Raw genomic sequence first — 19851 nt, 5'->3', positions numbered from 1 at the left:
TAGCGCAATGGCCGGGCCGCGTCACATCAGCGTCAGCGAGGCAAGCCGCCCGGTGCTGCCGCGGCATGCCAAGCTGAAATATGACGAGACGCGCAAGGTCTGGGTGATCCTCGCGCCGGAGCGCGTGCTGGCGCCCGACGAGATCGCGGTCGAGGTCCTGCAGCTCTGCAACGGCGAGCGCAGCGTCGGCGACGTCTCCGATCAACTCGCGGCGAAATACACCGCGCCGCGCGAGGCGATCCTCACCGACGTCATCGCCATGCTGCAGGATCTCGCCGACAAGGGCTTTCTCACCGAAGCGCGGGAGAAGACGTCATGACCGACGTGCTCGGCAATCCACCCCCGCCCAGCGACAGCCTTGCGGTGCTGGAGAAGCAGCGCTCGACGGCGGAGACCTTCGGCATTCCGCTCGCGGTGCTGCTCGAGATCACCCACCGGTGCCCGCTGCAATGTCCCTATTGCTCCAACCCGGTCGAGCTCGATCGCTCCACCAAGGAGCTGACCACCGACGAATGGAAGAAGGTGCTCGGCGAGCTTGCCGAGATCGGCGTGCTCCAGGTGCATTTCTCCGGCGGCGAGCCGACCGCGCGCAAGGACCTCGTCGAGCTGGTCAGGCATGCGAGCGACGTCGGGCTCTACACCAACCTCATCACCTCGGCCGTGCTGCTGACCCGCGCGAAGCTGGGCGAGCTCGCCGATGCCGGGCTCTGCCACGTGCAGATCTCGTTCCAGGGTATCGAGGAAGGCCTCACCGATCGCGTCGCCGGCTACAAGGGCGGCCATCGCAAGAAGCTCGAAGTCGCGAAATGGACGCGCGAGCTGGACTTGCCGCTCACCGTGAATGCGGTGATGCACCGCCAGAATTTGCATCAGCTCCCCGAGATCATCCAGATGGCGGTCGATCTCGACGCCGACCGGCTCGAGGTCGCCAACGTGCAATATTACGGCTGGGCGCTGAAGAACCGCGCCGCGCTGATGCCGACGGTGGCGCAGCTCGACGAATGCACCCGCCTCGTCGAGGAAGCGCGCGAGCGGCTCAAGGGCACGCTCGCCATCGACTATGTCGTCCCTGACTATTATGCGCTGCGGCCGAAGAAGTGTATGGGCGGCTGGGGCCGGCAGTTCTTCAACATTTCGCCCGCCGGCAAGGTGCTGCCCTGCCACGCCGCCGAGAGCATCACCGGGCTCGAGTTCGAATCGGTGCGCTCGAACCATTCGATCGCATGGATCTGGCAGAACTCCGAGGCCTTCAACCGCTATCGCGGCACCGGCTGGATGAAGGAGCCGTGCAAATCCTGCGAATTCCGCGAGATCGATTTCGGCGGCTGCCGCTGCCAGGCCTATGCGCTGACGGGCGATGCCGCCAACACCGATCCGGCCTGCGCGCTGTCGCCGCTGCACGAGACCATCTTCAAGCAGGCGGAAGCCGAGGCCGAGGGCGAGACCAACCGCTTCCTCTATCGCAACTTCGCCGGCGGCACCCTGGAATCCGAGAATGGGGCCTGACGCCGAGGCTGGGACAGCGGCGAGGCGCGCCGATCCCTTTGCGCCGCTGACCTCCGACATGCTCGATGTCGGCGACGGCCATGAGCTCTATGTCGAGAGCGTCGGCCGCGCCGACGGGATCCCCGCGATCTACCTGCATGGCGGGCCCGGCAGCGGCTGCCAGCCCGATCATCGCCGGCTGTTCGACCCCGAGCGCATGCACGCGGTGCTGTTCGACCAGCGCGGCTGCGGCCGCAGCCGGCCCAAGGGCTCGCGCGCGCACAACACGACGGCGCACCTGGTCGCGGACATGGAGACAATCCGCGAAAAGTACGGCTTCGACCGCTGGATGGTGGTCGGCGGCTCCTGGGGCGCGACACTGGCGCTGGCTTATGCAGAGGCGCATCCCGAGCGCGTCTCCGCTATCGCGCTGCGAGCGACCTTTCTGGGCACGCGAGCCGAGGTCGAGACCGCCTTCACCACGCGCCTGGCGCAATTCTACCCGGCGCTGCACGAGGATTTTCTGAGCGTGCTGCCGCCGGAGGAGCGGGCGCGACCGGTGGAGGCCTATTATCGCCGCATCCTCGATGCCGATCCCGCCGTCCACGGCCCCGCCTCGCGCGCCTGGCACGACACGGAGCGCGCTCTGTCGGAGCATAAGGCGGCCAAGACACGCCTCGACCTCGCGTCGCTGAATGTTTGGCGCACGCTGCCGGCGACGCCGTTTATGGAGGCGCATTATTTCGCCAACAATTCCTTCATGAGCGAAGACCAGTTGCTGCAAAACGCGGGGCAGCTCGCCGGCATTCCCGGCATTATCGTGCAAGGCCGCTACGATCTGCTGTGCCCTCCCGAGACATCCCACGCGCTCGCGAAAGTTTGGTCGGGTTCCGAGGTCAGGATCGTGGAAGAAGCCGGGCATTCGCTCTATGACGCCGGCGTACGGGATGCGGTGATGAAGTCGATCGCCGACCTCGCGTCGAAGATCGGGCGATAAGAGGTCACAAGAAATACCGCTCGCCGGGAAAGGCATGCTGCTGACGTCGGTGAACATCGACGCTTCAGATGAAGCGGACTTCAATCTCTGCCTGTATTCGACCGAGATCGCGAAGGCATCATCTCGATGCACCTGCTCGAAAGCGAGCCGGAATTGCCGGGTGCGACGCCTGAAATTCCGGCAGTGCGCAAAGAAGGCGCACGCGACTGGTTCGTGCTGATCGACGGCACAAGGGTCAGCGCCGTCTCGACCGCGATCGCAGAACGCTTCACCGGTCCCGCGGCATCGCCGTCGCACGGGCTCCTCGCAATGCATGATGCTGCACTGCCGCAATGATTGATCGCGGCTATTAATGCCGTGCGCGCTTGGCTCCCATGAAAGAGGGGATGCGCGCAAATTTGCCGTTGTACTCCGGGATGGTTCTAATAAGCTAACCTGATGACGTCATTCAGAAACCAGATCGGCGCACATTAAGCGTCCGCCAAGCTCAAGAAGAGGCCGCCGGGTCTTTGAGCCTGCGCGGACGAGGGTAGGAATGAAACCGACCGATATCGCGGCCCCCGACTACTTTCACAAAGTGGTCGATTGCCAGTGGGCCTGTCCTGCGCACACCCCGGTTCCCGAATACATCCGACTGATCGCACAAGGCCGCTACAGCGACGCCTACATGATCAATTGGAAATCAAACGTGTTTCCCGGAATCCTGGGACGCACCTGCGATCGTCCGTGCGAACCGGCCTGTCGCCGCGGACGCGTCGAGGAAACGCCGGTTGCGATCTGCCGCCTCAAGCGCGTCGCCGCCGACTTCAAGGACGACATCAAGCAGCGCCTGCCGAAGCCAACGCCGAGGAACGGCAAGCGCGTCGCATTCGTCGGCGGCGGTCCGGCCTCCCTGACGGTGGCGCGCGATCTCGCCCCGCTCGGCTATCACTGCACCGTGTTCGACGGCGATCCCGAAGCCGGCGGCATGATGCGGACGCAGATCCCGAAATTCCGCCTGCCCAATTCCGTCATCGACGAAGAGACCGGCTACATCCTGGGTCTCGGCGTCGACTTCAAGGGCGGTCATCGCATCGAGAGCATGAAGGCGCTGCTCGCGGAGAAATACGATGCGATCTTCGTCGGCTCCGGCGCACCGCGCGGCCGCGAGCTCGACATTCCCGGCCGCAAAGAGGCTGCCGCCAACATTCATATCGGCATCGATTGGCTCTCCTCGGTGTCCTTCGGCCACACCGACAAGATCGGCAAGCGCGTCATCGTGCTCGGCGGCGGCAACACCGCGATGGATTGCTGCCGCACCGCGCGCCGTCTGGGCGGCGAGAAGGTCACGGTGGTCGTGCGTTCCGGCTTCGAGGAGATGAAGGCCTCGCCCTGGGAGAAGGAGGACGCAATCCACGAGGACATCCCGATCCTCAACTACATGGTGCCGGTGGCATTCAAGCATGTCGCCGGCAAGCTGATCGGCGTCACCTTCCAGCACGTCAAGGCCGAATACGACGCCAAGGGCCGCCGCAATCTGGTGCCTTCGGGCGATCCCGATCAGACCATTCCCTGCGACGACGTGCTGGTCGCGGTCGGCCAGGAGAACGCCTTCCCCTGGATCGAGCAGGATTGCGGCATCGAGTTCGACAAATGGCATATGCCGAAGGTCGATCCGAAGACTTTCGTCTCGACCAACCCGAAAGTATACTTCGGCGGCGATGCCGCGTTCGGTCCCAAGAACATCATCTGGGCGGTGGCGCACGGCCATGACGCCGCGCTGTCGATCCACAAGATGCTGTCGGGCGAGGACATCACCGAGCGGCCGCTGCCCGATGTGCAGGTCTCCTCGCAGAAGATGGGCATCCACGAATGGAGCTATGACAACGACATCTCCATCGACAAGCGCTTCAAGGTGCCGCATCGCGACAAGGTGGTCGCGCTGAAGGACATCAAGACCGAGGTCGAGCTCGGCTACGACGTCAAGCTCGCGCTCGGCGAAGCGCATCGCTGCCTGAATTGCGACGTCCAAACCGTATTCTCGACCTCGCTCTGCATCGAGTGCGATGCCTGCGCCGACATCTGCCCGATGGATTGCATCACCTTCACTGCCAATGGCGAGGAAGATGATCTGCGCCATCGCCTGAAGGCGCCCTCGGCCCATCCGGACCAGGATCTCTACGTCTCCTCCGATCTCAAGACCGGGCGCGTCATGGTCAAGGACGAGGACGTCTGCCTGCATTGCGGGCTGTGCGCCGAGCGTTGTCCCACCGGCGCCTGGGACATGCAGAAATATTTCATCGAGATGACCCACGCAGGTTCGACATGTCCGACAAAAAGCCGATCAGCAGCGTAAACGACTTCGTCGTCCGCTTCGCCAACGTCAACGGCTCGGGCTCGGCCAGCGCCAACGAGATGTTCGCGCGCGCGATCCTGCGTCATGGCGTGCCGGTGAGCCCTCGCAACATCTTCCCCTCAAACATCCAGGGCCTTCCGACCTGGTACGAGGTGCGCGTGACCGAAGCCGGCCATCTCGGCGCCCGCGGCGGCGTCGACATGATGGTGGCGATGAACCCGCAGACCTGGGACAAGGACGTCGCCGGCATCGAACCCGGCGGCTATCTGTTCTACGATTCGACCAAGCCGATGCCGTCGACCAAATTCCGCGACGACATCACCGTGATCGGCGTGCCGCTCACCGCCATCACCAACTCGACCTACACCGATCCGCGACAGCGCCAGCTGTTCAAGAACATCATCTATCTCGGCGCACTCTCGGCGCTGCTCGATATGGATCCGAAGCTGATCGAGCAGCTGATCGGCGAGCAGTACAAGGGCAAGGAAAAGCTGCTCTCCTCCAACGTCCACGCGCTGCATCTGGGCCGCGACTGGGCGCTGCAGAATTTGAAATGCCCGATTGGTCTCCAGGTGAAGAAATCCGACAAGGTCGGCGACCGCATCTTCATCGAGGGCAACAGCGCCGCCGCGCTCGGCGCCGTCTATGGCGGCGCGACCGTATGCGCCTGGTATCCGATCACGCCGTCCTCCTCGGTGGCGGAAGCCTTCACCGCCCATTGCAAGAAGTACCGGCACGATCCCGAGACCGGGAAGGCAAAGTATGCCATCGTCCAGGGCGAGGACGAGCTGGCCTCCATCGGCATCGTCATTGGCGCCTCCTGGAACGGCGCGCGCGCCTTCACCGCGACCTCAGGCCCCGGCATCTCGCTGATGACGGAGTTCATCGGCCTCTCCTACTTCGCCGAGATCCCGGCCGTGATCATGAACATCCAGCGCGCCGGTCCCTCCACGGGCATGCCGACGCGCACCCAGCAATGCGACATCATCGCCTGCGCCTATGCTTCGCATGGCGACACCAAGCATGTGCTGCTGTTCCCGGAAGATCCCGCCGAGGCGTTCGAGTTCGCGGCGGCCGCCTTCGACCTCGCCGAGCGGCTGCAGACCACGATCTTCCTGATGCTCGATCTCGACATCGGCATGAACCACCGGCTCTGCCGGCCCCTGAAATGGGACGACGCAAGGCAATACGACCGCGGCAAGGTGATGACCGCGGAGATGCTGGAAGAGGGGCGCGACTTCGGCCGCTATCTCGACGTCGATGGCGACGGCATCCCCTACCGCACCTATCCCGGCACGCATCCGACCAAGGGCTCCTATTTCACCCGCGGCACCTCGCGTGACCGTTATGCCCGCTACTCCGAGGAAGGCACTGTTTATGCCGACAACATGCAGCGGCTGGTGCGCAAGTTCGAGACCGCGCAGGACCTCGTGCCGCGGCCGCTCCAGGCCAATGCGGAACGGCCGACCAAATATGGCGTGATCTATTTCGGCTCGACCTCACCGGCGATGGACGAGGCGATCGGACTATTGGAGGCGCGCGGGCATCAGCTTGATCGCCTGCGCATTCGCGCCTTCCCGTTCCACTCGAGCGTGGCGAGCTTCCTCGCCGAGCACGACTTCGTCTACGTGGTCGAGCAGAACCGCGACAGCCAGCTCCGGCAGCTCGTCGTCAACGAGAACGGCATCGATCCGGTCCGCCTCGTGCCGATCGTGCATTATGACGGCACTCCCATCACCGCCCGCTTCATCGCAAAAGCCATCGGCGACCACCAGGATCAGCTCAAGGTGACCCCGCTCCGGAAGGCCGTATCATGACCTACATCGCCAAACCGAAGTTCCATCATCCGGGTCTGAAGAAGAACGATCTCGGCTACACGCATCGCGACTACGAGGGCAAGATCTCGACGCTGTGCGCCGGCTGCGGCCATGACTCGATCACGGCCTCGATCATCGAGGCCTGCTTCGAGCTGTCGATCGAGCCGCACCGGGTGGCGAAAATCTCGGGCATCGGCTGCTCGTCGAAGACGCCGGACTATTTCCTCGGCAATTCGCACGGCTTCAACTCCGTGCATGGCCGCATGCCGTCAGTGCTGACAGGCGCCAATCTCGCCAACCGCGATCTGATCTATCTCGGCGTCTCCGGCGACGGCGATTCCGCCTCGATCGGCTTCGGCCAGTTCGCGCATTCGATCCGGCGCGGCGTCAACATGACCTATATCGTCGAGAACAACGGCGTCTATGGCCTGACCAAGGGCCAGTTCTCGGCGACCGCCGATCGCGGCTCGAAGAGCAAGAAGGGCGTGACCAACACCGACAACGCGATCGACCTCGTCGCGATCGCGCTGCAGCTTGGCGCCACCTTCGTGGCGCGCTCGTTCTCCGGCGACAAGACCCAGCTGGTGCCGCTGATCGCGGCCGCGATCCGCCACAAGGGCGCGTCCTTCATCGACGTCATCAGCCCCTGCATCGCCTTCAACAACCACGCCGGTTCGACCAAGAGCTTCGACTATGTCCGCGAGCACAACGACGCGGTGAACCGGCTCGACGTGCTGGTCGGCCGCGATCCGATCGCGGTGGACTACGCGCCAGGCACGGTGCAGGTCGTCGAGCAGCACGACGGCAGCAAGATCGCGCTGCGCAAGATCGACGCCGATTACGATCCGCATGACCGGCTGGGCGCCCAGACCTTCCTCGCCAGGCACGCTGCCAAGGGCCAGATCGTCACCGGGCTCCTGTACGTCGATCCCGACGCGGAAGACCTGCACGCCCATCTCAACACGGTCGAGACGCCGCTCAACACGCTGGAAGCGGATACGCTGTGTCCGGGCTCGGCCGTGCTGGACAGGATCAACGCCAGTTTGCGGTGAGAATCCGTAAGGTGGGCAAAGCGAAGCGTGCCCACCAATTCTATCGATTGCACAGGAGATCGTGGGGGCGCGCTGCGCCTTTGCCCACCTCACGGCACTCGGGTCTGGGCCCGCGCCGAACCTGAACCTCCTCCGAATGAGTGGACACCTGTAGCAGGCTCAATGAGCCCGGAGGTGTCGAATGGAACGTCAACGTCGGTCGTTTACCGAAGAGTACAAGCGCCAGGCCGTCGAGCTGGTGGTGCGGATCGAAGTCGATTTGGGTGCTGGGCAAAGGTTTCGCCGGCACGCCCCCAGACGACTTCGTACATCTTCAAACCGTACTGAAATTGCACCGACGTTACAGGCGCAGCTGAGGGCCAATCGGCGACATGGGCATTCTCAAAGGTCGTGGCTAACGGTCGGTCATCTAAGCTGACGTTTCGCTTCGCGACGACCGGCAGCAGACCTGAATGGATGCACGATTGGCTCTGCGCTGTGATCCATCGTACAGTACAAATGAGCCAGGTTGGAGTACTAGCCATGGTGCATGAGCGCGCCGCCCGAGTGGAGCGCAGGCTATCGGCGATATTGGCCGCGGATGTGGCCGGCTATTCGCGGCTCATGCACGATGACGAAGAGGTTACACATGCCAAACTGACTGCACTCCTGGCGGATGCCGTCGCCCCGGCAATTGCCGAACACGGAGGCCGTATTGTCAAGAACACCGGCGACGGATTCCTGGCTGAATTTCCGAGTGCGGTCGAAGCCGTTCGAGCTGCGATACAATTCCAGAACCGCGTCAAGGAACTTACATGCGATGATCCGGAAGCAAGCCGCATTGCCTTCCGTGCGGGGATTAACATCGGCGACGTAATTGTCGAGCCGAATGACATATTTGGCGACGGCGTGAATGTTGCGGCGCGGCTTGAGGGCATCTCAGAGCCTGGCAGTATCTGCATATCTTCCGCCGCCTACGATCAAGTCCGAGGCAAGGTCGGGATTGAGTTCGCGGATCTCGGCGAGCAGAACCTCAAGAATATCGCTCTCCCAGTCCGAGCCTATGCTCCGCAGCTCTCCGATACACCGTCGACCGCTTCGTTCTTGAATATTATTAGTCGCTTCTCGTTTGGTCTGAGGTCGCTGGGTCGAGTGCGACGAAATCGGATGGGCCTAAAGATGGCCTTTCTCCTGCTCATGATGGGTAGTGGTCTGGGTTATTGGTACATCCGTTGGAACGAGCCGCAGCTGTTGAACCATCGGCTCTCGATCGTCGTACTGCCTTTCACGAATTTGAGCAACGAACCCGAGCAAGAATACTTTGCGGAAGGTGTTGCCGACGATCTAAGCGCGGATCTCTCACGCATTGAGGATAGCTTTGTGATCGCACCGAGCACAGCCCGTGCCTACAAGAATGTTGACCTCAAGCGCATTCGCCGAGAACTCGGCGTGCGCTATATCCTCGACGGGAGCTTGCGCAGAACGCAATCAATTGTTCGGATCAATGCCCGGCTGATTGATGCGCGGACCGGCGCACAGATCTGGTCGGAGGGCGTCGACGGTGAGTGGTCCAAATCGTTGCAGCTTCAAGATGTCATAACGGGTGGACTGGCGCGGCGTCTTGATCTCGAACTGACCAACCACGAAAGCCGCGATGCCGAGGTTGCACGGCCCAACAACCCTGACGCGGTCGATCTTACAATGCAGGGCTGGGCCATGCTTAATCGGCCCTATTCGCGTCAACAGTTGGCCCAGTCGCGTGCCCTCTTCGAACATGCACTGCAGATCGACCCGGCCTACCCCAAGGCCCTCGTGGGTTTGGCAGATACGCTGGCGATAGAAGCGAACTATCGTTGGACTGATGCCCCCGCCGAAAAGCTGCGGCGCGCAGAGAGTGCGGTGGATCAGGTGCTGTCCCAGTTTCCCAGTGACGCAATGGCACATTTTGTAAAGGGCGAGATTCAACGAGCGAAGGGCAGGAATCTCGACACTGCGGTCGGCGAGTACATGGCGGCAATTGCGATAAATCCCAGTCTCGCGCCGGCTCATGGCGCGCTAGGCGCTGCCAAGATACGCGTCGGCCGCTCCGCGGAGGCGTTCGCACCTCTCCAAATGGCGATCCAGCTCAGCCCCCGCGATCCGCTCCTAAGCACGTGGTACTTCTACGTCTGCCATGCGCACAGCCATCTCGCTCAATATGATGAAGCGATCGACTGGTGCAGCCGCTCCACCGCGGTCAATCCCTTTTGGATTGCCTATGCAGATCTCGCCGCCGCTAACGCATTGACGGGACATGAGCGTGAAGCTCACGCCGCCGTCGCCGAGCTTCGTCGGCTCAGGCCCAATTACACCGTTGCCCTTTGGTTGCAGGATGGGTCTGCGTGGTCCGATAACGTCGTTTTTCTTGCCGAGTTTCAGCGCATCGCCGAGGGGTTGCGCAAGGCGGGTCTTCCGGAGTGAAGGGGGAAGAACTGGCAAAGGACCGACCCGATCCTCCTGGTCGCTGCGTGCTGGAGATAGGTTCCTGGCGGATGCATCTTGGTGTGATAGCGTTGTGGCCTCTACCGGGCTCTAAGGAGCGCTACCATGAAACGCATTGGACGTTTCGGTGCAGTAGTCGGCTTCGTTCTGCTTAGCGGCTCTACCTATTTCATCGCTAGTTGGCCGAGTGTGCCGTCAGAGGCGATCCAGTCTTCGGTCATTCACAGACCAGAACTGATCGATCGTGCATGGCGACTTCCGGTCGCGACTACGTTTAACACGGAAATCATGTGGCAATCGAATAGCTCGCGCTGTGGCCCAGCCAGCGTCGCGAACACGTTGCGCTCACTGGGCGAGCGGACGACAACCGAGAACCAAGTACTCGAAGGAACGGGTAAGTGTTGGACAGGTATTTGCTTTATGGGACTTACACTTGATGAGCTTGCAGACGTAGCGCGAGCCAAAGCCGGTCGAAGGATCACCGTACTTCGGAATCTCACGGGCGAGGAATTCCGCGAGCATATGAAGCGAACCAACGACCCCGGCCGGCGCTATATTATCAATTTTGCTCGAGAGAACATTTTTGGCGCCGGCGTCGGCCACTTTTCCCCGATCGGAGGGTATTTGGAAGCCGAGGATTTGGTGTTCGTCCTTGACGTGAATGAACGTTACAAGCCTTGGCTGATCCAGCGCGAGCGGCTGTTCTCTGCGATGGACACCCTCGACGGCGACAAAAAACGCGGTCTGCTCCTAATCGAAGATAACTAGCGCAATGTCCGCGTAAGATTGACTCCAAATCTAGCTGACAGGCTCCGGCTTGGCTTCAGGCTGGGGCTCGGTGTTCTCCGCCTGCGCCGGTCGTCCGGCACCCCAATATTGCTTGCAGGTCTCGAGCAATGTTCCGGTGTCCATGGTCAGGCCACCCGCATTGACGATCACACTGTCAGTGCCAAGCGCCTTGTTCAACAGCGTCAGGGCCTGCGTCGCAAACCCCCTCGAGAATCGCTGGGCGATGAGGGGATCGACCTTGAGCACCACGAACTTCTGTCCGCGCTGCTCCCATGGAAAAATCTTGCGCACGGCGCTCCAGGCGATGGTCTCGCCGGCAAGCCTGGTGTCGCGAATGCCGACACGGCTGATGAAGACCAGCGGCTGCTTCGCGGTGACCAGCCGCCAGAGCATCCTGCAGGTGGCGAGGCCGAAAAACACCGCGCCGACATAGCAGATGGCGACCAGGAATTTGGTGACGTCATTTCCCTCCTGCCAAAGGAATACGAGGGCGGCGCAGAGCAGCGTCAGCAGCAGGCTGCCGCCGAATAACGTGAGCAGCCGGGCTCGGGAATAGCCGATCGCGAGGTTGGGCAAGGTCTGACTTTCGGACATTTTCAATCGCCTCCAGCCATTTGCAACAACCTGGGCGCTATCCGCGCGCCCCTCCATCTCGGGGGTAAGCTTGGAACCTTGCGCGAGGCTGCCCATGGGAGTGCGAGGCATTCGCAGTTGAACGCGCGGGGATCGGCCTGCGACTAACCGCCAGTTGGCCCCGCCGCGCGCGATACGGGCCGTCAATGGCTGAGTACCCGGATGCGACCATGAAGCTTGCCCTTACCCTTCCGCTTGCCCTTGTGGCCTTTGTCAGCGTTGCCCGGGCCGAGGAGGCCGACGACATCCGCGAGGCGAGCAAGACCGAAGCCGAGACCTTCAACGCGCGCATGTATGCGGGCACGCCTGGCAAGACCGCCTTTGCCTGCTTCGTTCGCCGCTACGATGCCGAGCATCTGGCGCGGCATCCGAAGCAGAAGGTCGCCTCGATGAAGCTGCTGGTCTCGGCCGAGACCGACGGCGAGGACAAGCAGTTCCACAATTCCTTCCGGCTCGGCTTCCGCTATCGCCACCGCAGCGGCGATTTCGACTCCAGCGGCTCGTGCCACCACACGGTGCTCACCAAGGAGGGCAACGAGGTGCGGCTCGGCTGCGGCGTCGATTGCGAGGGCGGCGGCATCGGTATTGCGCTGTCGAAGGACGACAAGTCGGCCATCGTGCGGCTCGATAGCGTCAGGGTCTGGCTGCACAACAAGCCCGATGACGAGGCCGAGCGATCGCTGGTCGCCGGCAGCGACGACGCGATTTTCCGCCTCGACCGGGCCGACAACAGCGAGTGCGCCGCCCTCGTGACCGACCGCAAGGAACTCGCCGCGCTCCGCCACAAGTGATATGTCTCCGGCGAAATCGGGCTTAGTCGCAAGGAGATCGCCATGAACCGCCGGAACATCTTGTGGAGCATCGTCTCGACGCTGGGCGCTGCCTTTGCCGCCTCGCGCGCCAAGGCTGCGACCGAGGCCGCGCCTTCGCCCAAGCTCAAGGTCGTCTATCATCTCAGCGACGCCGAGAAGGTCAATTTCGTGCTCGGCAACATCCAGAACCACATCGACGGCGTCGGCGGCCCCGACCATGTCACGCTCGCGCTGGTGATCCACGGGCCGGCGCTGAAAGCATTCCATTCGGCGCAGGCCAATCCCGACGTCGGCAAACGGATCGGCGACTTCTCCAAGGATGGAGTCGAGCTCGCCGCCTGCGACAACACGATGAAGGCGCAGAACATCACGCTGAAGGATCTGCTGCCGGGGTTCGTGAGTGCGGAAAAAGGCGGCGTGGTGCGTTTGGCCGAGTTGCAGTCGCAGGGGTATCTGTATTTGCGGCCGTAGGAGCGCCGCCAGACCATCTCGTGCTCCATCATTGCGAGTTTAGCACCGGCAATCCAGAAACCCTCCGGGGGAGGCGGTCTGGATTGCTTCGTCGCAAGAGCTCCTCGCAAGCAATGACGACGGAGGGGATATCCCGCTTGACTTACCCATAACTCCACGGTTATGAATTTATCTATAACTTCCGAGTTATGGATTTCGCATGTCCGCGGCGCACGACCTTCTGTTCAGGACACTCGCCGACCCGACGCGGCGGTCGATCTTCGAGCGGCTGTGCCGCGAGGGCGAGCAGACGGTCGGGGCCCTGACGGCGCGATCGGGCGTTTCCCAGCCGGCGGTGTCAAAACATCTCGGCGCGCTCAAGCAGGCGGGCCTGGTGCGCGACCGCCACGAAGGACGCCAGACGCACTACAGCGCGCAACCCGGCGCGCTCAATCCGCTGACCGACTGGACCGGCCAGATGGCGGGCTTCTGGCAGAACCGGCTCGATGCGCTCGACGATCTCCTGAAGAGGATGGACCAATGACTGAGGCTGCGACCGAAACGCGTTCCGTGGTCATCGAGCGCGAATTTGCCTATCCGCCTGACAGGCTGTGGCGCGCGCTGACGCAGCCGCATCTGATCGAGGAATGGCTGATGAAGAACGACTTCAAGCCTGAGGTCGGCCATCACTTCAACTTACGTGGCGAATGGGGCGGCGTGCTGGATTGCGAGGTGCTCGCCATCGAGCCGCAGCGTACCCTCGCCTACACCTGGAATTTCACGCATGAGGATGCGGCCTTTGACCTCAAGAGCATCGTGACCTTCACGCTCACCCCGCAAGGAGCGGGCACGCATCTGCGCGTCGAACAAGCGGGCTTCCGCCCCACGCAGAAGCAGGCCTATGGCGGCGCGCATGCCGGCTGGAAGCAGTTCTTCACCAAGCTGGACGAGCTGCTGGCACGGACGGAATAGCCCGACCAGGCATATCCATTCCCACTATTTTCACAGGAGACCCAGATGAGCTCGAACATGTGGATCAGGCAAATCCATCGCTGGCTGTCGATTGCTTTCACACTTGCCGTGATCGCCAACATCGTTGCGCTGACCATGCAGATTCAAGCCATGTGGATCGGCCTGATGGCCTTCATGCCGCTGATACCGCTGCTCGCGACCGGCCTCTATCTGTTCGCGCTGCCATATCTCGGCCGTCGCAGCGAGGCGCGGTCATGAAGAAAGCCGTGACTGCAAAGACGGGCGCCGCAAAGAATGCGGACGGGCTGTCGCCCTCAAAGCTGATCGACGGCCGGATCAGGGAGCTCGGCGACTGGCGCGGCGAGACGCTGAAGCGCGTCCGCGAGCTGATCAGGGAGGCCCAACCTGAGGTGATCGAGGAATGGAAGTGGCGCGGCGTTCCCGTTTGGGAGCACGACGGCATCATCTGCACCGGCGAGACCTACAAGCAAGTGGTGAAGCTGACATTTGCCAAGGGCGCGGCGCTGGACGACCCGGCCGGGCTGTTCAATTCCAGCCTCGAGGGCAATGTGCGGCGCGCGATCGATATCAGGGAAGGCGAGAAGATGAACGAGAAGGCGTTGAAGGCGCTGATCCGCGCGGCTGTGGAGCTGAATGTGGCGAAGAGGAAGCCTGCCAAGAAAGCCTGACGAGCCGAAGATGGAGTTCGGCTAGCAGCAACACTCTCTCGGCTCCCTCCCCCCTTGTGGGACCACAAGGGGGGAGGGAACACACCTTCATCGGAGTTCTAGGTGGGGCTCATCGTCAAGCGCTTCGCGTAGCCGCCCTACGCCACTGCCGCCGGGATCGGACGCGGGCTGACGACGTATTCGCGCAGCACTTTGTCGTTGCCATCGACCTCGATCAGCGCGACATCGTAGGTCCAGAGATCGGCGAGATGCTGCAGCACGCGCTTGGCATCGGTCTCGTTGAGTTGCGAGCCCTTGATCACGTGATGGTGCAGGATCAGCCGACGATCGCCTGAGAGATCGACGTCGACCACCTCGATGTTGGCGTCGATGAAGCCGACATCGTGTTGCCGCGCCAGCTCGCGGCGGACGCGGCGGAAGCCGCGCTCGTCGTGGATGGCGTCGACCCGGATGCCGGCGCGCTCCTCGGGATCGTCGTGGAGGTGGAACATGCGGAAATGCCGCATCAGCTTCGGGCTGAGGAACTGGCCGATGAAGCTCTCGTCGCGGTAATTGGCCCAGACATCGCGCAGCACGCCCATCACGTCGCCCTTGCCGGCGATGTCAGGGAACCACTCGCGATCTTCATCTTCCGGATTGGCGACGATGCGCTCGATGTCCTGCATCACGGCAAAGCCCAGCGCATATGGATTGAAGCCCGAAAAGCGCTGGTCGTCGAATTCGGGCTGGAACACCACATTGGTGTGCGACCCCAGGAATTCGAGGAAATTGCCGTCGGTGATGCGGCCCTGCTGATGCAGCCTGGTCATGATCCGATAGTGGACGTAGGTCGCCGTCCCCTCGTTCATCACCTTGGTCTGGCTCTGCGGATAGAAATATTGCGCGATGTGGCGGACGATGCGCAAGAGCTCGCGCTGCCAGGGCGCCAGCCGCGGCGCGCTCTTCTCCAGGAAATAGAGCAGGTTTTCCTGGGGCAGGCCGAGCAGCTTGCGGCGGCGCTCGATGCTAAGGGTCGAACGGCTCTTGCTCTTGCCCGCCGGCACGGTGCGCCAGAGGTCGTTGAAGACTTCCTCCTCGTGCTGGCGGCGACGCCCTGCCCGCTTCTCTTCCGCGCGCAGGTCCAGCTTCTTCTTGCCGGGATAGCGATCGATGCCGTGCGACATCAGTGCATGCGCCGCGTCGAGCGTGCGCTCGACCTCGATGCGGCCGTAGCGCTCCTCGCACTGCATGACGTAGTTCTTGGCGAAATCGAGATAGTCGAGGATGCCTTCGGCATCGGTCCACTGCTTGAACAGGTAATTGTTCTTGAAGAAGTGGTTGTGGCCGAAGGCGGCGTGCGCGATCACCAGCGTCTGCATCGTCGCCGTATTCTCCTCCATGAGGTAGGAGATGCAGGGCGAGGAGTTGATCACGATCTCATAGGCAAGCCCCATCAGGCCCTTGCGGTAGGAGGCCTCGTGAAACGCGAAATGCTTGCCGAAGGACCAGTGCTTGTAGAACAGGGGCATGCCGACCGACGAGTAGGCATCCAGCATCTGCTCGGCGGTGATGACCTCGATCTGGTTCGGATAGACGTCGAGCCCGAGATCCTTCAACGCCACCTCCTCGCAGGCATCGGTAATGCGCTGCAAGGTGCGAAAATCCCAATCCGCGCCTTCGAACAAACGTTCCGTCATGGAGCGGCTTTCTCCTGAGCAGTTTCGCGGCGCTGGAACAGGTCATGGAACACCGGGAAGATCTCGCTGCGCTCGGAGACCTTGCGCATCGAGAGCGGTGCGCCGCCGTTGCGCAAGCGCTCGTAGAGGGTCCATAGCGAGGAATCGGACAGATCGAAGGCGCTGCCGCCTGACTCACCGACCTCGAGATAGGCGAAGAACTGGCAGACCGGCAGGATCTTCTCGGTCAGCAGGAGGCCGGTGAGTTCGCCGTCGGAATAGGAATTGTCGCCGTCGGACGCTTGCGCGGCGTAGATATTCCAGTCCGACGGATTGAAGCGCTCGCGCACGATCTCGTGCATCGCCTGCAGCGCGCTGGAGACCAGCGTGCCGCCGGAGGCCGGACCGTAGAAGAAGGTCTGCTCATCGACCTCCTCGGCGCGATCGGTGTGGCGGATGAAGACGATCTCGACATGCTTGTAGCGGCGCTTCAGGAACACGTAGAGCAGCATGTAGAAACGCTTGGCGAGGTCCTTCATGTGCTCGGACATCGAGCCGGAGACGTCCATCAGGCAGAACATTACGGCCTGCGCGACGGGCTTCGGCACCATCTCGAAGCGGCGGTAGCGGATGTCGAGCGGATCGATGAAGGGAATGCGCTTGGACTTGGCCTTCAGCCTTTCAAGCTCGGCGACCAGCTCTGCCCGTTCATCCTCGTCGGTGCAAGCGGCAATCGCCGCTTCCAGCTCCTCGATCTCCTCCTTGCGGGGACGCTTGAGCGCGATGCGGCGCGCCAGCGCGAGCTTCACCGTGCGGCTCACCGAGATGTTGGCGGGCGAGCCCGACGTGGTGTAGCCGGCGCGCTGGATGCCCTCGCTCTCAGTCTGCGCGATCTTGCGCTTGGCGAGATCCGGCAGCTCGAGGTCGTCGAGGAAGAGATCGACGAACTCGTCGCGGGAAAGTACGAAGCGGAAGGCGTCCTCGCTGTCGCCCTCGCCGGGGCCGGAATCCTTGGCGCTGCCCTGGCCTTGGCGCTGCAGATAGTCGCCCTCGATGAACTTCTTGTTGCCGGGCAGCACCATGTCGCGCGTCCCGCCTTCACGGCGGAAACGCGGCTCGTGCATGCCGTCGAGCGGAATCGTGACCTCACCACCCTCCAGGACGTCCTTGATGTCGCGTTCCTGCGAGGTCTTCTTGACGGCGCCCTGCACCAGGGATTTGGCCCGACGCAAGAACCGCTGCCGGTTCTCAAGACTCTTGCCGCCTGGATTCAGGCGCCTGTCAATAATGTGAATGGCCACTTTCCCATCCGCCTCAACCGGCCTGCTTCACGCGCATGTACCATTCGACGAGCCGGCGAACCTGACGCTCGGTGTAGCCGCGCTCCACCATGCGTGCGACGAACTCGCCGTGCTTCTTCTCCGTCTCGCCGTCCTTCTTCGACCCGAAGGAGATGACCGGAAGCAGGTCCTCGACCTGGGAGAATATCCGCTTTTCGATCACGTCGCGAATCTTCTCGTAGGAGGTCCAGGTCGGATTCTTGCCGGCGTTCTGCGCTCTGGCCCGTAACGAGAACTTGACCACCTCGTTTCGGAAATCCTTCGGATTGGCAATGCCGGCCGGCTTTTCGATCTTGGTCAACTCCTGGTTCAACAGTTCGCGATCGAGCAACTGGCCGGTGTCCGGATCCTTGAAATCCTGGTCCTCGATCCAGGCATCGGCGTAATCCACGTAGCGGTCGAACAGATTCTGGCCGTAATCCGAGTAGGATTCCAGATAGGCCTTCTGGATCTCGTTGCCGATGAACTCGGCATAGCGCGGTGCCAGCTCCGCCTTGATGAACTCCAGGTAACGTTTCTCGGTTTCCTCCGGCAGCTGCTCGCGGCGGATCGACTGCTCCAGCGCATACATCAAGTGCACGGCATCGGCGGCGACCTCCTGCGGATCGTGGTTGAAGGTCGCAGCCAGGATCTTGAAGGCAAAGCGCGTGGACACGCCATCCATGCCCTCGTCGACGCCGGCGGCATCCCGGTATTCCTGGACGCTGCGTGCCTTGGGATCGGATTCCTTCAGGCTTTCGCCGTCGTAGACCCGCATCTTGGCGAACAGCGTGGAATTCTCGTGCTTGCGCAGGCGCGACATCACGGAGAATCGAGCCATCGTTTCCAGCGTCGAGGGCGCGCACGGCGCAGACGCGAGCTCGGAACCCTGGATCAGCTTCTCGTAGATCTTCTGCTCCTCGGTGACCCGCAGGCAGTAAGGCACCTTGATCACGCAGATGCGGTCGATGAAGGCCTCGTTGTTCTTGTTGGCTTTGAAGCTCGCCCATTCCGCCTCGTTGGAGTGCGCGAGGATGACGCCGGTGAAGGGGATCGCACCGATGTTCTCGGTGCCAATGTAGTTGCCCTCCTGCGTTGCCGTGAGCAGCGGGTGCAGCATCTTGATCGGCGCCTTGAACATCTCGACGAATTCGAGGATGCCCTGGTTGGCGCGGTTGAGGCCGCCCGAATAGCTGTAGGCATCGGGATCGTTCTGCGCGTAGGTCTCGAGCTTGCGGATGTCGACCTTGCCGACCAGCGAGGAGATGTCCTGGTTGTTCTCGTCGCCCGGCTCGGTCTTGGAGACCGCGATCTGGCGCAGCCGCGAAGGCTGGATCTTGGCGACGCGGAATTGCGAGATGTCGCCGCCGAAGGCTTCCAGCCGCTTGTAGCACCACGGACTCATCAAACCGGTGAGACGGCGGCGCGGAATGCCGTATTTCTCCTCCAGCATCGGCCCGAGATTATCGGGATCGAACAGGCTGAGCGGGCTTTCGAACACCGGCGAGAGTTCATCGCCGGCCTTGAGCACGTAGATCGGCTGCACTTCCATCAGCGACTTGAGCCGCTCGGCGAGCGAGGATTTGCCGCCGCCGACCGGACCGAGCAGATAGAGGATCTGCTTGCGCTCTTCGAGGCCCTGCGCCGCGTGGCGGAAGAAACCGACGATGCGCTCGATGGTTTCTTCCATGCCGTAGAAGCCGGCGAAGGCCGGATAGGTGCGGATGGTGCGGTTCAAAAAAATACGGCCAAGGCGTGGGTCCTTGGCCGTGTCAATCGTCTGCGGATCGCCGATCGCTGCTAGCAGTCGCTCGGCCGCATTTGCGTATTTCATGGGATCGCTTCGACACGATTCCAGGTATTCCGCCATCGACATGTCGTGCTGGCTTCTCGCCTCGAACGACCGAGCGAAAGCGTTGAATAGAGAATCGTTATACATGATCCCTCTCCGCGTGAGTTCCGCTACAAGCTGAAACGAAAGCAGTTACCGGACCGTTCCTCAGGCCGTTTCGAATCAGCGTGAGCACATGACGATCATTGGACACCCGCCTGCCGACACCACGCAACGCACAAGGTAGGCACTCCGTGAATTACGAACAGGCAGTTGCCCTTAATTTGTGCGAATCTCCGTCCATCTTGGCTTATTTCCAGAAATTGTCACTGGCTCGCCACATCCGGGCAAATACCGAGGCAAAGCCCTCCGGCACTGCAACATGACAACCCGCGAGGGCAAACTTATGACGCTGGCAGCGCGACGCCCTAGCGTGCCGCGTTCATCTTCCTGCTGCAATGCGATGAGCTTGGCTGCTTGCAGCAGCTTGGCCAGCTTGCAGCATGATGATCGCGGCAAGCGCGCAGCAATGTATCAAAATCGGTCGGCAACCCC

18 protein-coding genes and 1 pseudogene are annotated in these 19851 nt (G+C 62.1%); 15 read left to right on the top strand and 4 right to left on the bottom strand.

Features of this window, described 5'->3' with window-relative positions; genetic code table 11:
* Positions 1 to 7 precede the first annotated feature (7 nt).
* The 9 genes and pseudogenes from pqqD to XH88_RS15560 all read left to right on the top strand — a co-directional run bounded on the left by pqqD (position 8) and on the right by XH88_RS15560 (position 10914).
* The gene (gene pqqD / locus XH88_RS15600) at positions 8 to 319 is read left to right on the top strand and encodes a pyrroloquinoline quinone biosynthesis peptide chaperone PqqD (RefSeq protein ID WP_271669189.1); all 312 of its coding nucleotides are present in this window, start codon (positions 8 to 10) and stop codon (positions 317 to 319) included.
* On the top strand, positions 316 to 1506 hold the full coding sequence (pqqE, locus tag XH88_RS15595; protein ID WP_271669188.1) for a pyrroloquinoline quinone biosynthesis protein PqqE: 1191 nt from the start codon (positions 316 to 318) through the stop codon (positions 1504 to 1506). The genes pqqD and pqqE overlap by 4 nt, the downstream gene beginning before the upstream one ends.
* Positions 1496 to 2482, top strand: coding sequence for a prolyl aminopeptidase (gene pip, locus XH88_RS15590; RefSeq protein ID WP_271669187.1), 987 nt, complete (start codon positions 1496 to 1498; stop codon positions 2480 to 2482). Before pqqE ends, pip begins: the two co-directional genes overlap by 11 nt.
* 108 nt (positions 2483 to 2590) lie before the next feature.
* Positions 2591 to 2773, top strand: a pseudogene (locus XH88_RS15585) (hypothetical protein); the annotation flags it as partial.
* Between the two features lie 244 nt (positions 2774 to 3017).
* Entirely contained in the window at positions 3018 to 4817 is a 1800-nt protein-coding gene (locus XH88_RS15580) for an FAD-dependent oxidoreductase (protein WP_271669185.1), read from the top strand.
* Entirely contained in the window at positions 4787 to 6634 is a 1848-nt protein-coding gene (locus XH88_RS15575) for a 2-oxoacid:acceptor oxidoreductase subunit alpha (RefSeq protein ID WP_271669184.1), read from the top strand. Before XH88_RS15580 ends, XH88_RS15575 begins: the two co-directional genes overlap by 31 nt.
* Positions 6631 to 7686 carry a 2-oxoacid:ferredoxin oxidoreductase subunit beta gene (locus tag XH88_RS15570; protein WP_271669183.1) on the top strand — a complete coding sequence of 352 codons (1056 nt, stop codon included), beginning with the start codon at positions 6631 to 6633 and terminating at the stop codon, positions 7684 to 7686. Before XH88_RS15575 ends, XH88_RS15570 begins: the two co-directional genes overlap by 4 nt.
* A 522-nt stretch (positions 7687 to 8208) precedes the next feature.
* Positions 8209 to 10125 (top strand): adenylate/guanylate cyclase domain-containing protein, encoded by a 1917-nt coding sequence (locus XH88_RS15565; RefSeq protein WP_271669182.1) that lies wholly within the window; start codon positions 8209 to 8211, stop codon positions 10123 to 10125.
* A gap of 126 nt (positions 10126 to 10251) precedes the next feature.
* A complete protein-coding gene (locus XH88_RS15560) occupies positions 10252 to 10914 on the top strand; it encodes a phytochelatin synthase family protein (RefSeq protein ID WP_271669181.1) in 663 nt (220 codons plus the stop codon).
* Between the two features lie 30 nt (positions 10915 to 10944).
* Here XH88_RS15560 and XH88_RS15555 read toward each other — a convergent pair whose 3' ends face one another.
* Positions 10945 to 11529: an STM3941 family protein gene (locus XH88_RS15555; RefSeq protein ID WP_271669180.1), complete on the bottom strand. Its 585-nt coding sequence runs from the start codon at positions 11527 to 11529 to the stop codon at positions 10945 to 10947.
* A 209-nt stretch (positions 11530 to 11738) separates the two neighbouring features.
* Here XH88_RS15555 and XH88_RS15550 point away from each other — a divergent pair, with 209 nt between their 5' ends.
* From XH88_RS15550 to XH88_RS15525, 6 genes are all read left to right on the top strand, one after another.
* Entirely contained in the window at positions 11739 to 12359 is a 621-nt protein-coding gene (locus XH88_RS15550; RefSeq protein ID WP_271669179.1) for a hypothetical protein, read from the top strand.
* Positions 12360 to 12401: 42 nt separating this feature from the next.
* Positions 12402 to 12851 (top strand): DsrE family protein, encoded by a 450-nt coding sequence (locus XH88_RS15545; protein ID WP_271669178.1) that lies wholly within the window; start codon positions 12402 to 12404, stop codon positions 12849 to 12851.
* Positions 12852 to 13050: 199 nt separating this feature from the next.
* A complete protein-coding gene (locus tag XH88_RS15540; RefSeq protein ID WP_271669177.1) occupies positions 13051 to 13374 on the top strand; it encodes an ArsR/SmtB family transcription factor in 324 nt (107 codons plus the stop codon).
* Positions 13371 to 13802 carry an SRPBCC family protein gene (locus tag XH88_RS15535; RefSeq protein ID WP_271669176.1) on the top strand — a complete coding sequence of 144 codons (432 nt, stop codon included), beginning with the start codon at positions 13371 to 13373 and terminating at the stop codon, positions 13800 to 13802. Before XH88_RS15540 ends, XH88_RS15535 begins: the two co-directional genes overlap by 4 nt.
* A gap of 45 nt (positions 13803 to 13847) precedes the next feature.
* Entirely contained in the window at positions 13848 to 14060 is a 213-nt protein-coding gene (locus XH88_RS15530) for a hypothetical protein (protein WP_271669175.1), read from the top strand.
* The gene (locus XH88_RS15525; RefSeq protein ID WP_271669174.1) at positions 14057 to 14491 is read left to right on the top strand and encodes a DUF1801 domain-containing protein; all 435 of its coding nucleotides are present in this window, start codon (positions 14057 to 14059) and stop codon (positions 14489 to 14491) included. The genes XH88_RS15530 and XH88_RS15525 overlap by 4 nt, the downstream gene beginning before the upstream one ends.
* Before the next feature lie 137 nt (positions 14492 to 14628).
* Here XH88_RS15525 and XH88_RS15520 read toward each other — a convergent pair whose 3' ends face one another.
* Genes XH88_RS15520 through XH88_RS15510 form a run of 3 tightly spaced genes read right to left on the bottom strand, consistent with a single transcriptional unit; the run spans position 14629 to position 19404 of the window.
* Positions 14629 to 16167: a SpoVR family protein gene (locus XH88_RS15520; RefSeq protein ID WP_271669173.1), complete on the bottom strand. Its 1539-nt coding sequence runs from the start codon at positions 16165 to 16167 to the stop codon at positions 14629 to 14631.
* Positions 16164 to 17441 (bottom strand): YeaH/YhbH family protein, encoded by a 1278-nt coding sequence (locus tag XH88_RS15515; protein ID WP_271670356.1) that lies wholly within the window; start codon positions 17439 to 17441, stop codon positions 16164 to 16166. The genes XH88_RS15520 and XH88_RS15515 overlap by 4 nt, the downstream gene beginning before the upstream one ends.
* 19 nt (positions 17442 to 17460) lie before the next feature.
* Positions 17461 to 19404 carry a PrkA family serine protein kinase gene (locus tag XH88_RS15510; RefSeq protein ID WP_271669172.1) on the bottom strand — a complete coding sequence of 648 codons (1944 nt, stop codon included), beginning with the start codon at positions 19402 to 19404 and terminating at the stop codon, positions 17461 to 17463.
* Positions 19405 to 19851 lie beyond the last annotated feature (447 nt).

The organism is Bradyrhizobium sp. CCBAU 51627, assembly GCF_028128765.1.
In the GTDB taxonomy this organism is placed as follows: Bacteria; Pseudomonadota; Alphaproteobacteria; order Rhizobiales; family Xanthobacteraceae; genus Bradyrhizobium.
Note: the sequence above shows the minus strand (reverse complement) of the source record. Positions and strands in the feature narration are given on the sequence as shown.

What these genes read in the sequence shown, in the direction of transcription:
- pqqD (WP_271669189.1), top strand. Translation starts at nt 8, where the DNA reads ATGGCCGGGCCGCGTCACATCAGCGTCAGCGAGGCAAGCCGCCCGGTG.
- pqqE (WP_271669188.1), top strand. Translation starts at nt 316, where the DNA reads ATGACCGACGTGCTCGGCAATCCACCCCCGCCCAGCGACAGCCTTGCG.
- pip (WP_271669187.1), top strand. Translation starts at nt 1,496, where the DNA reads ATGGGGCCTGACGCCGAGGCTGGGACAGCGGCGAGGCGCGCCGATCCC.
- XH88_RS15580 (WP_271669185.1), top strand. Translation starts at nt 3,018, where the DNA reads ATGAAACCGACCGATATCGCGGCCCCCGACTACTTTCACAAAGTGGTC.
- XH88_RS15575 (WP_271669184.1), top strand. Translation starts at nt 4,787, where the DNA reads ATGTCCGACAAAAAGCCGATCAGCAGCGTAAACGACTTCGTCGTCCGC.
- XH88_RS15570 (WP_271669183.1), top strand. Translation starts at nt 6,631, where the DNA reads ATGACCTACATCGCCAAACCGAAGTTCCATCATCCGGGTCTGAAGAAG.
- XH88_RS15565 (WP_271669182.1), top strand. Translation starts at nt 8,209, where the DNA reads ATGGTGCATGAGCGCGCCGCCCGAGTGGAGCGCAGGCTATCGGCGATA.
- XH88_RS15560 (WP_271669181.1), top strand. Translation starts at nt 10,252, where the DNA reads ATGAAACGCATTGGACGTTTCGGTGCAGTAGTCGGCTTCGTTCTGCTT.
- XH88_RS15555 (WP_271669180.1), bottom strand. Translation starts at nt 11,529, where the DNA reads ATGTCCGAAAGTCAGACCTTGCCCAACCTCGCGATCGGCTATTCCCGA.
- XH88_RS15550 (WP_271669179.1), top strand. Translation starts at nt 11,739, where the DNA reads ATGAAGCTTGCCCTTACCCTTCCGCTTGCCCTTGTGGCCTTTGTCAGC.
- XH88_RS15545 (WP_271669178.1), top strand. Translation starts at nt 12,402, where the DNA reads ATGAACCGCCGGAACATCTTGTGGAGCATCGTCTCGACGCTGGGCGCT.
- XH88_RS15540 (WP_271669177.1), top strand. Translation starts at nt 13,051, where the DNA reads ATGTCCGCGGCGCACGACCTTCTGTTCAGGACACTCGCCGACCCGACG.
- XH88_RS15535 (WP_271669176.1), top strand. Translation starts at nt 13,371, where the DNA reads ATGACTGAGGCTGCGACCGAAACGCGTTCCGTGGTCATCGAGCGCGAA.
- XH88_RS15530 (WP_271669175.1), top strand. Translation starts at nt 13,848, where the DNA reads ATGAGCTCGAACATGTGGATCAGGCAAATCCATCGCTGGCTGTCGATT.
- XH88_RS15525 (WP_271669174.1), top strand. Translation starts at nt 14,057, where the DNA reads ATGAAGAAAGCCGTGACTGCAAAGACGGGCGCCGCAAAGAATGCGGAC.
- XH88_RS15520 (WP_271669173.1), bottom strand. Translation starts at nt 16,167, where the DNA reads ATGACGGAACGTTTGTTCGAAGGCGCGGATTGGGATTTTCGCACCTTG.
- XH88_RS15510 (WP_271669172.1), bottom strand. Translation starts at nt 19,404, where the DNA reads ATGTATAACGATTCTCTATTCAACGCTTTCGCTCGGTCGTTCGAGGCG.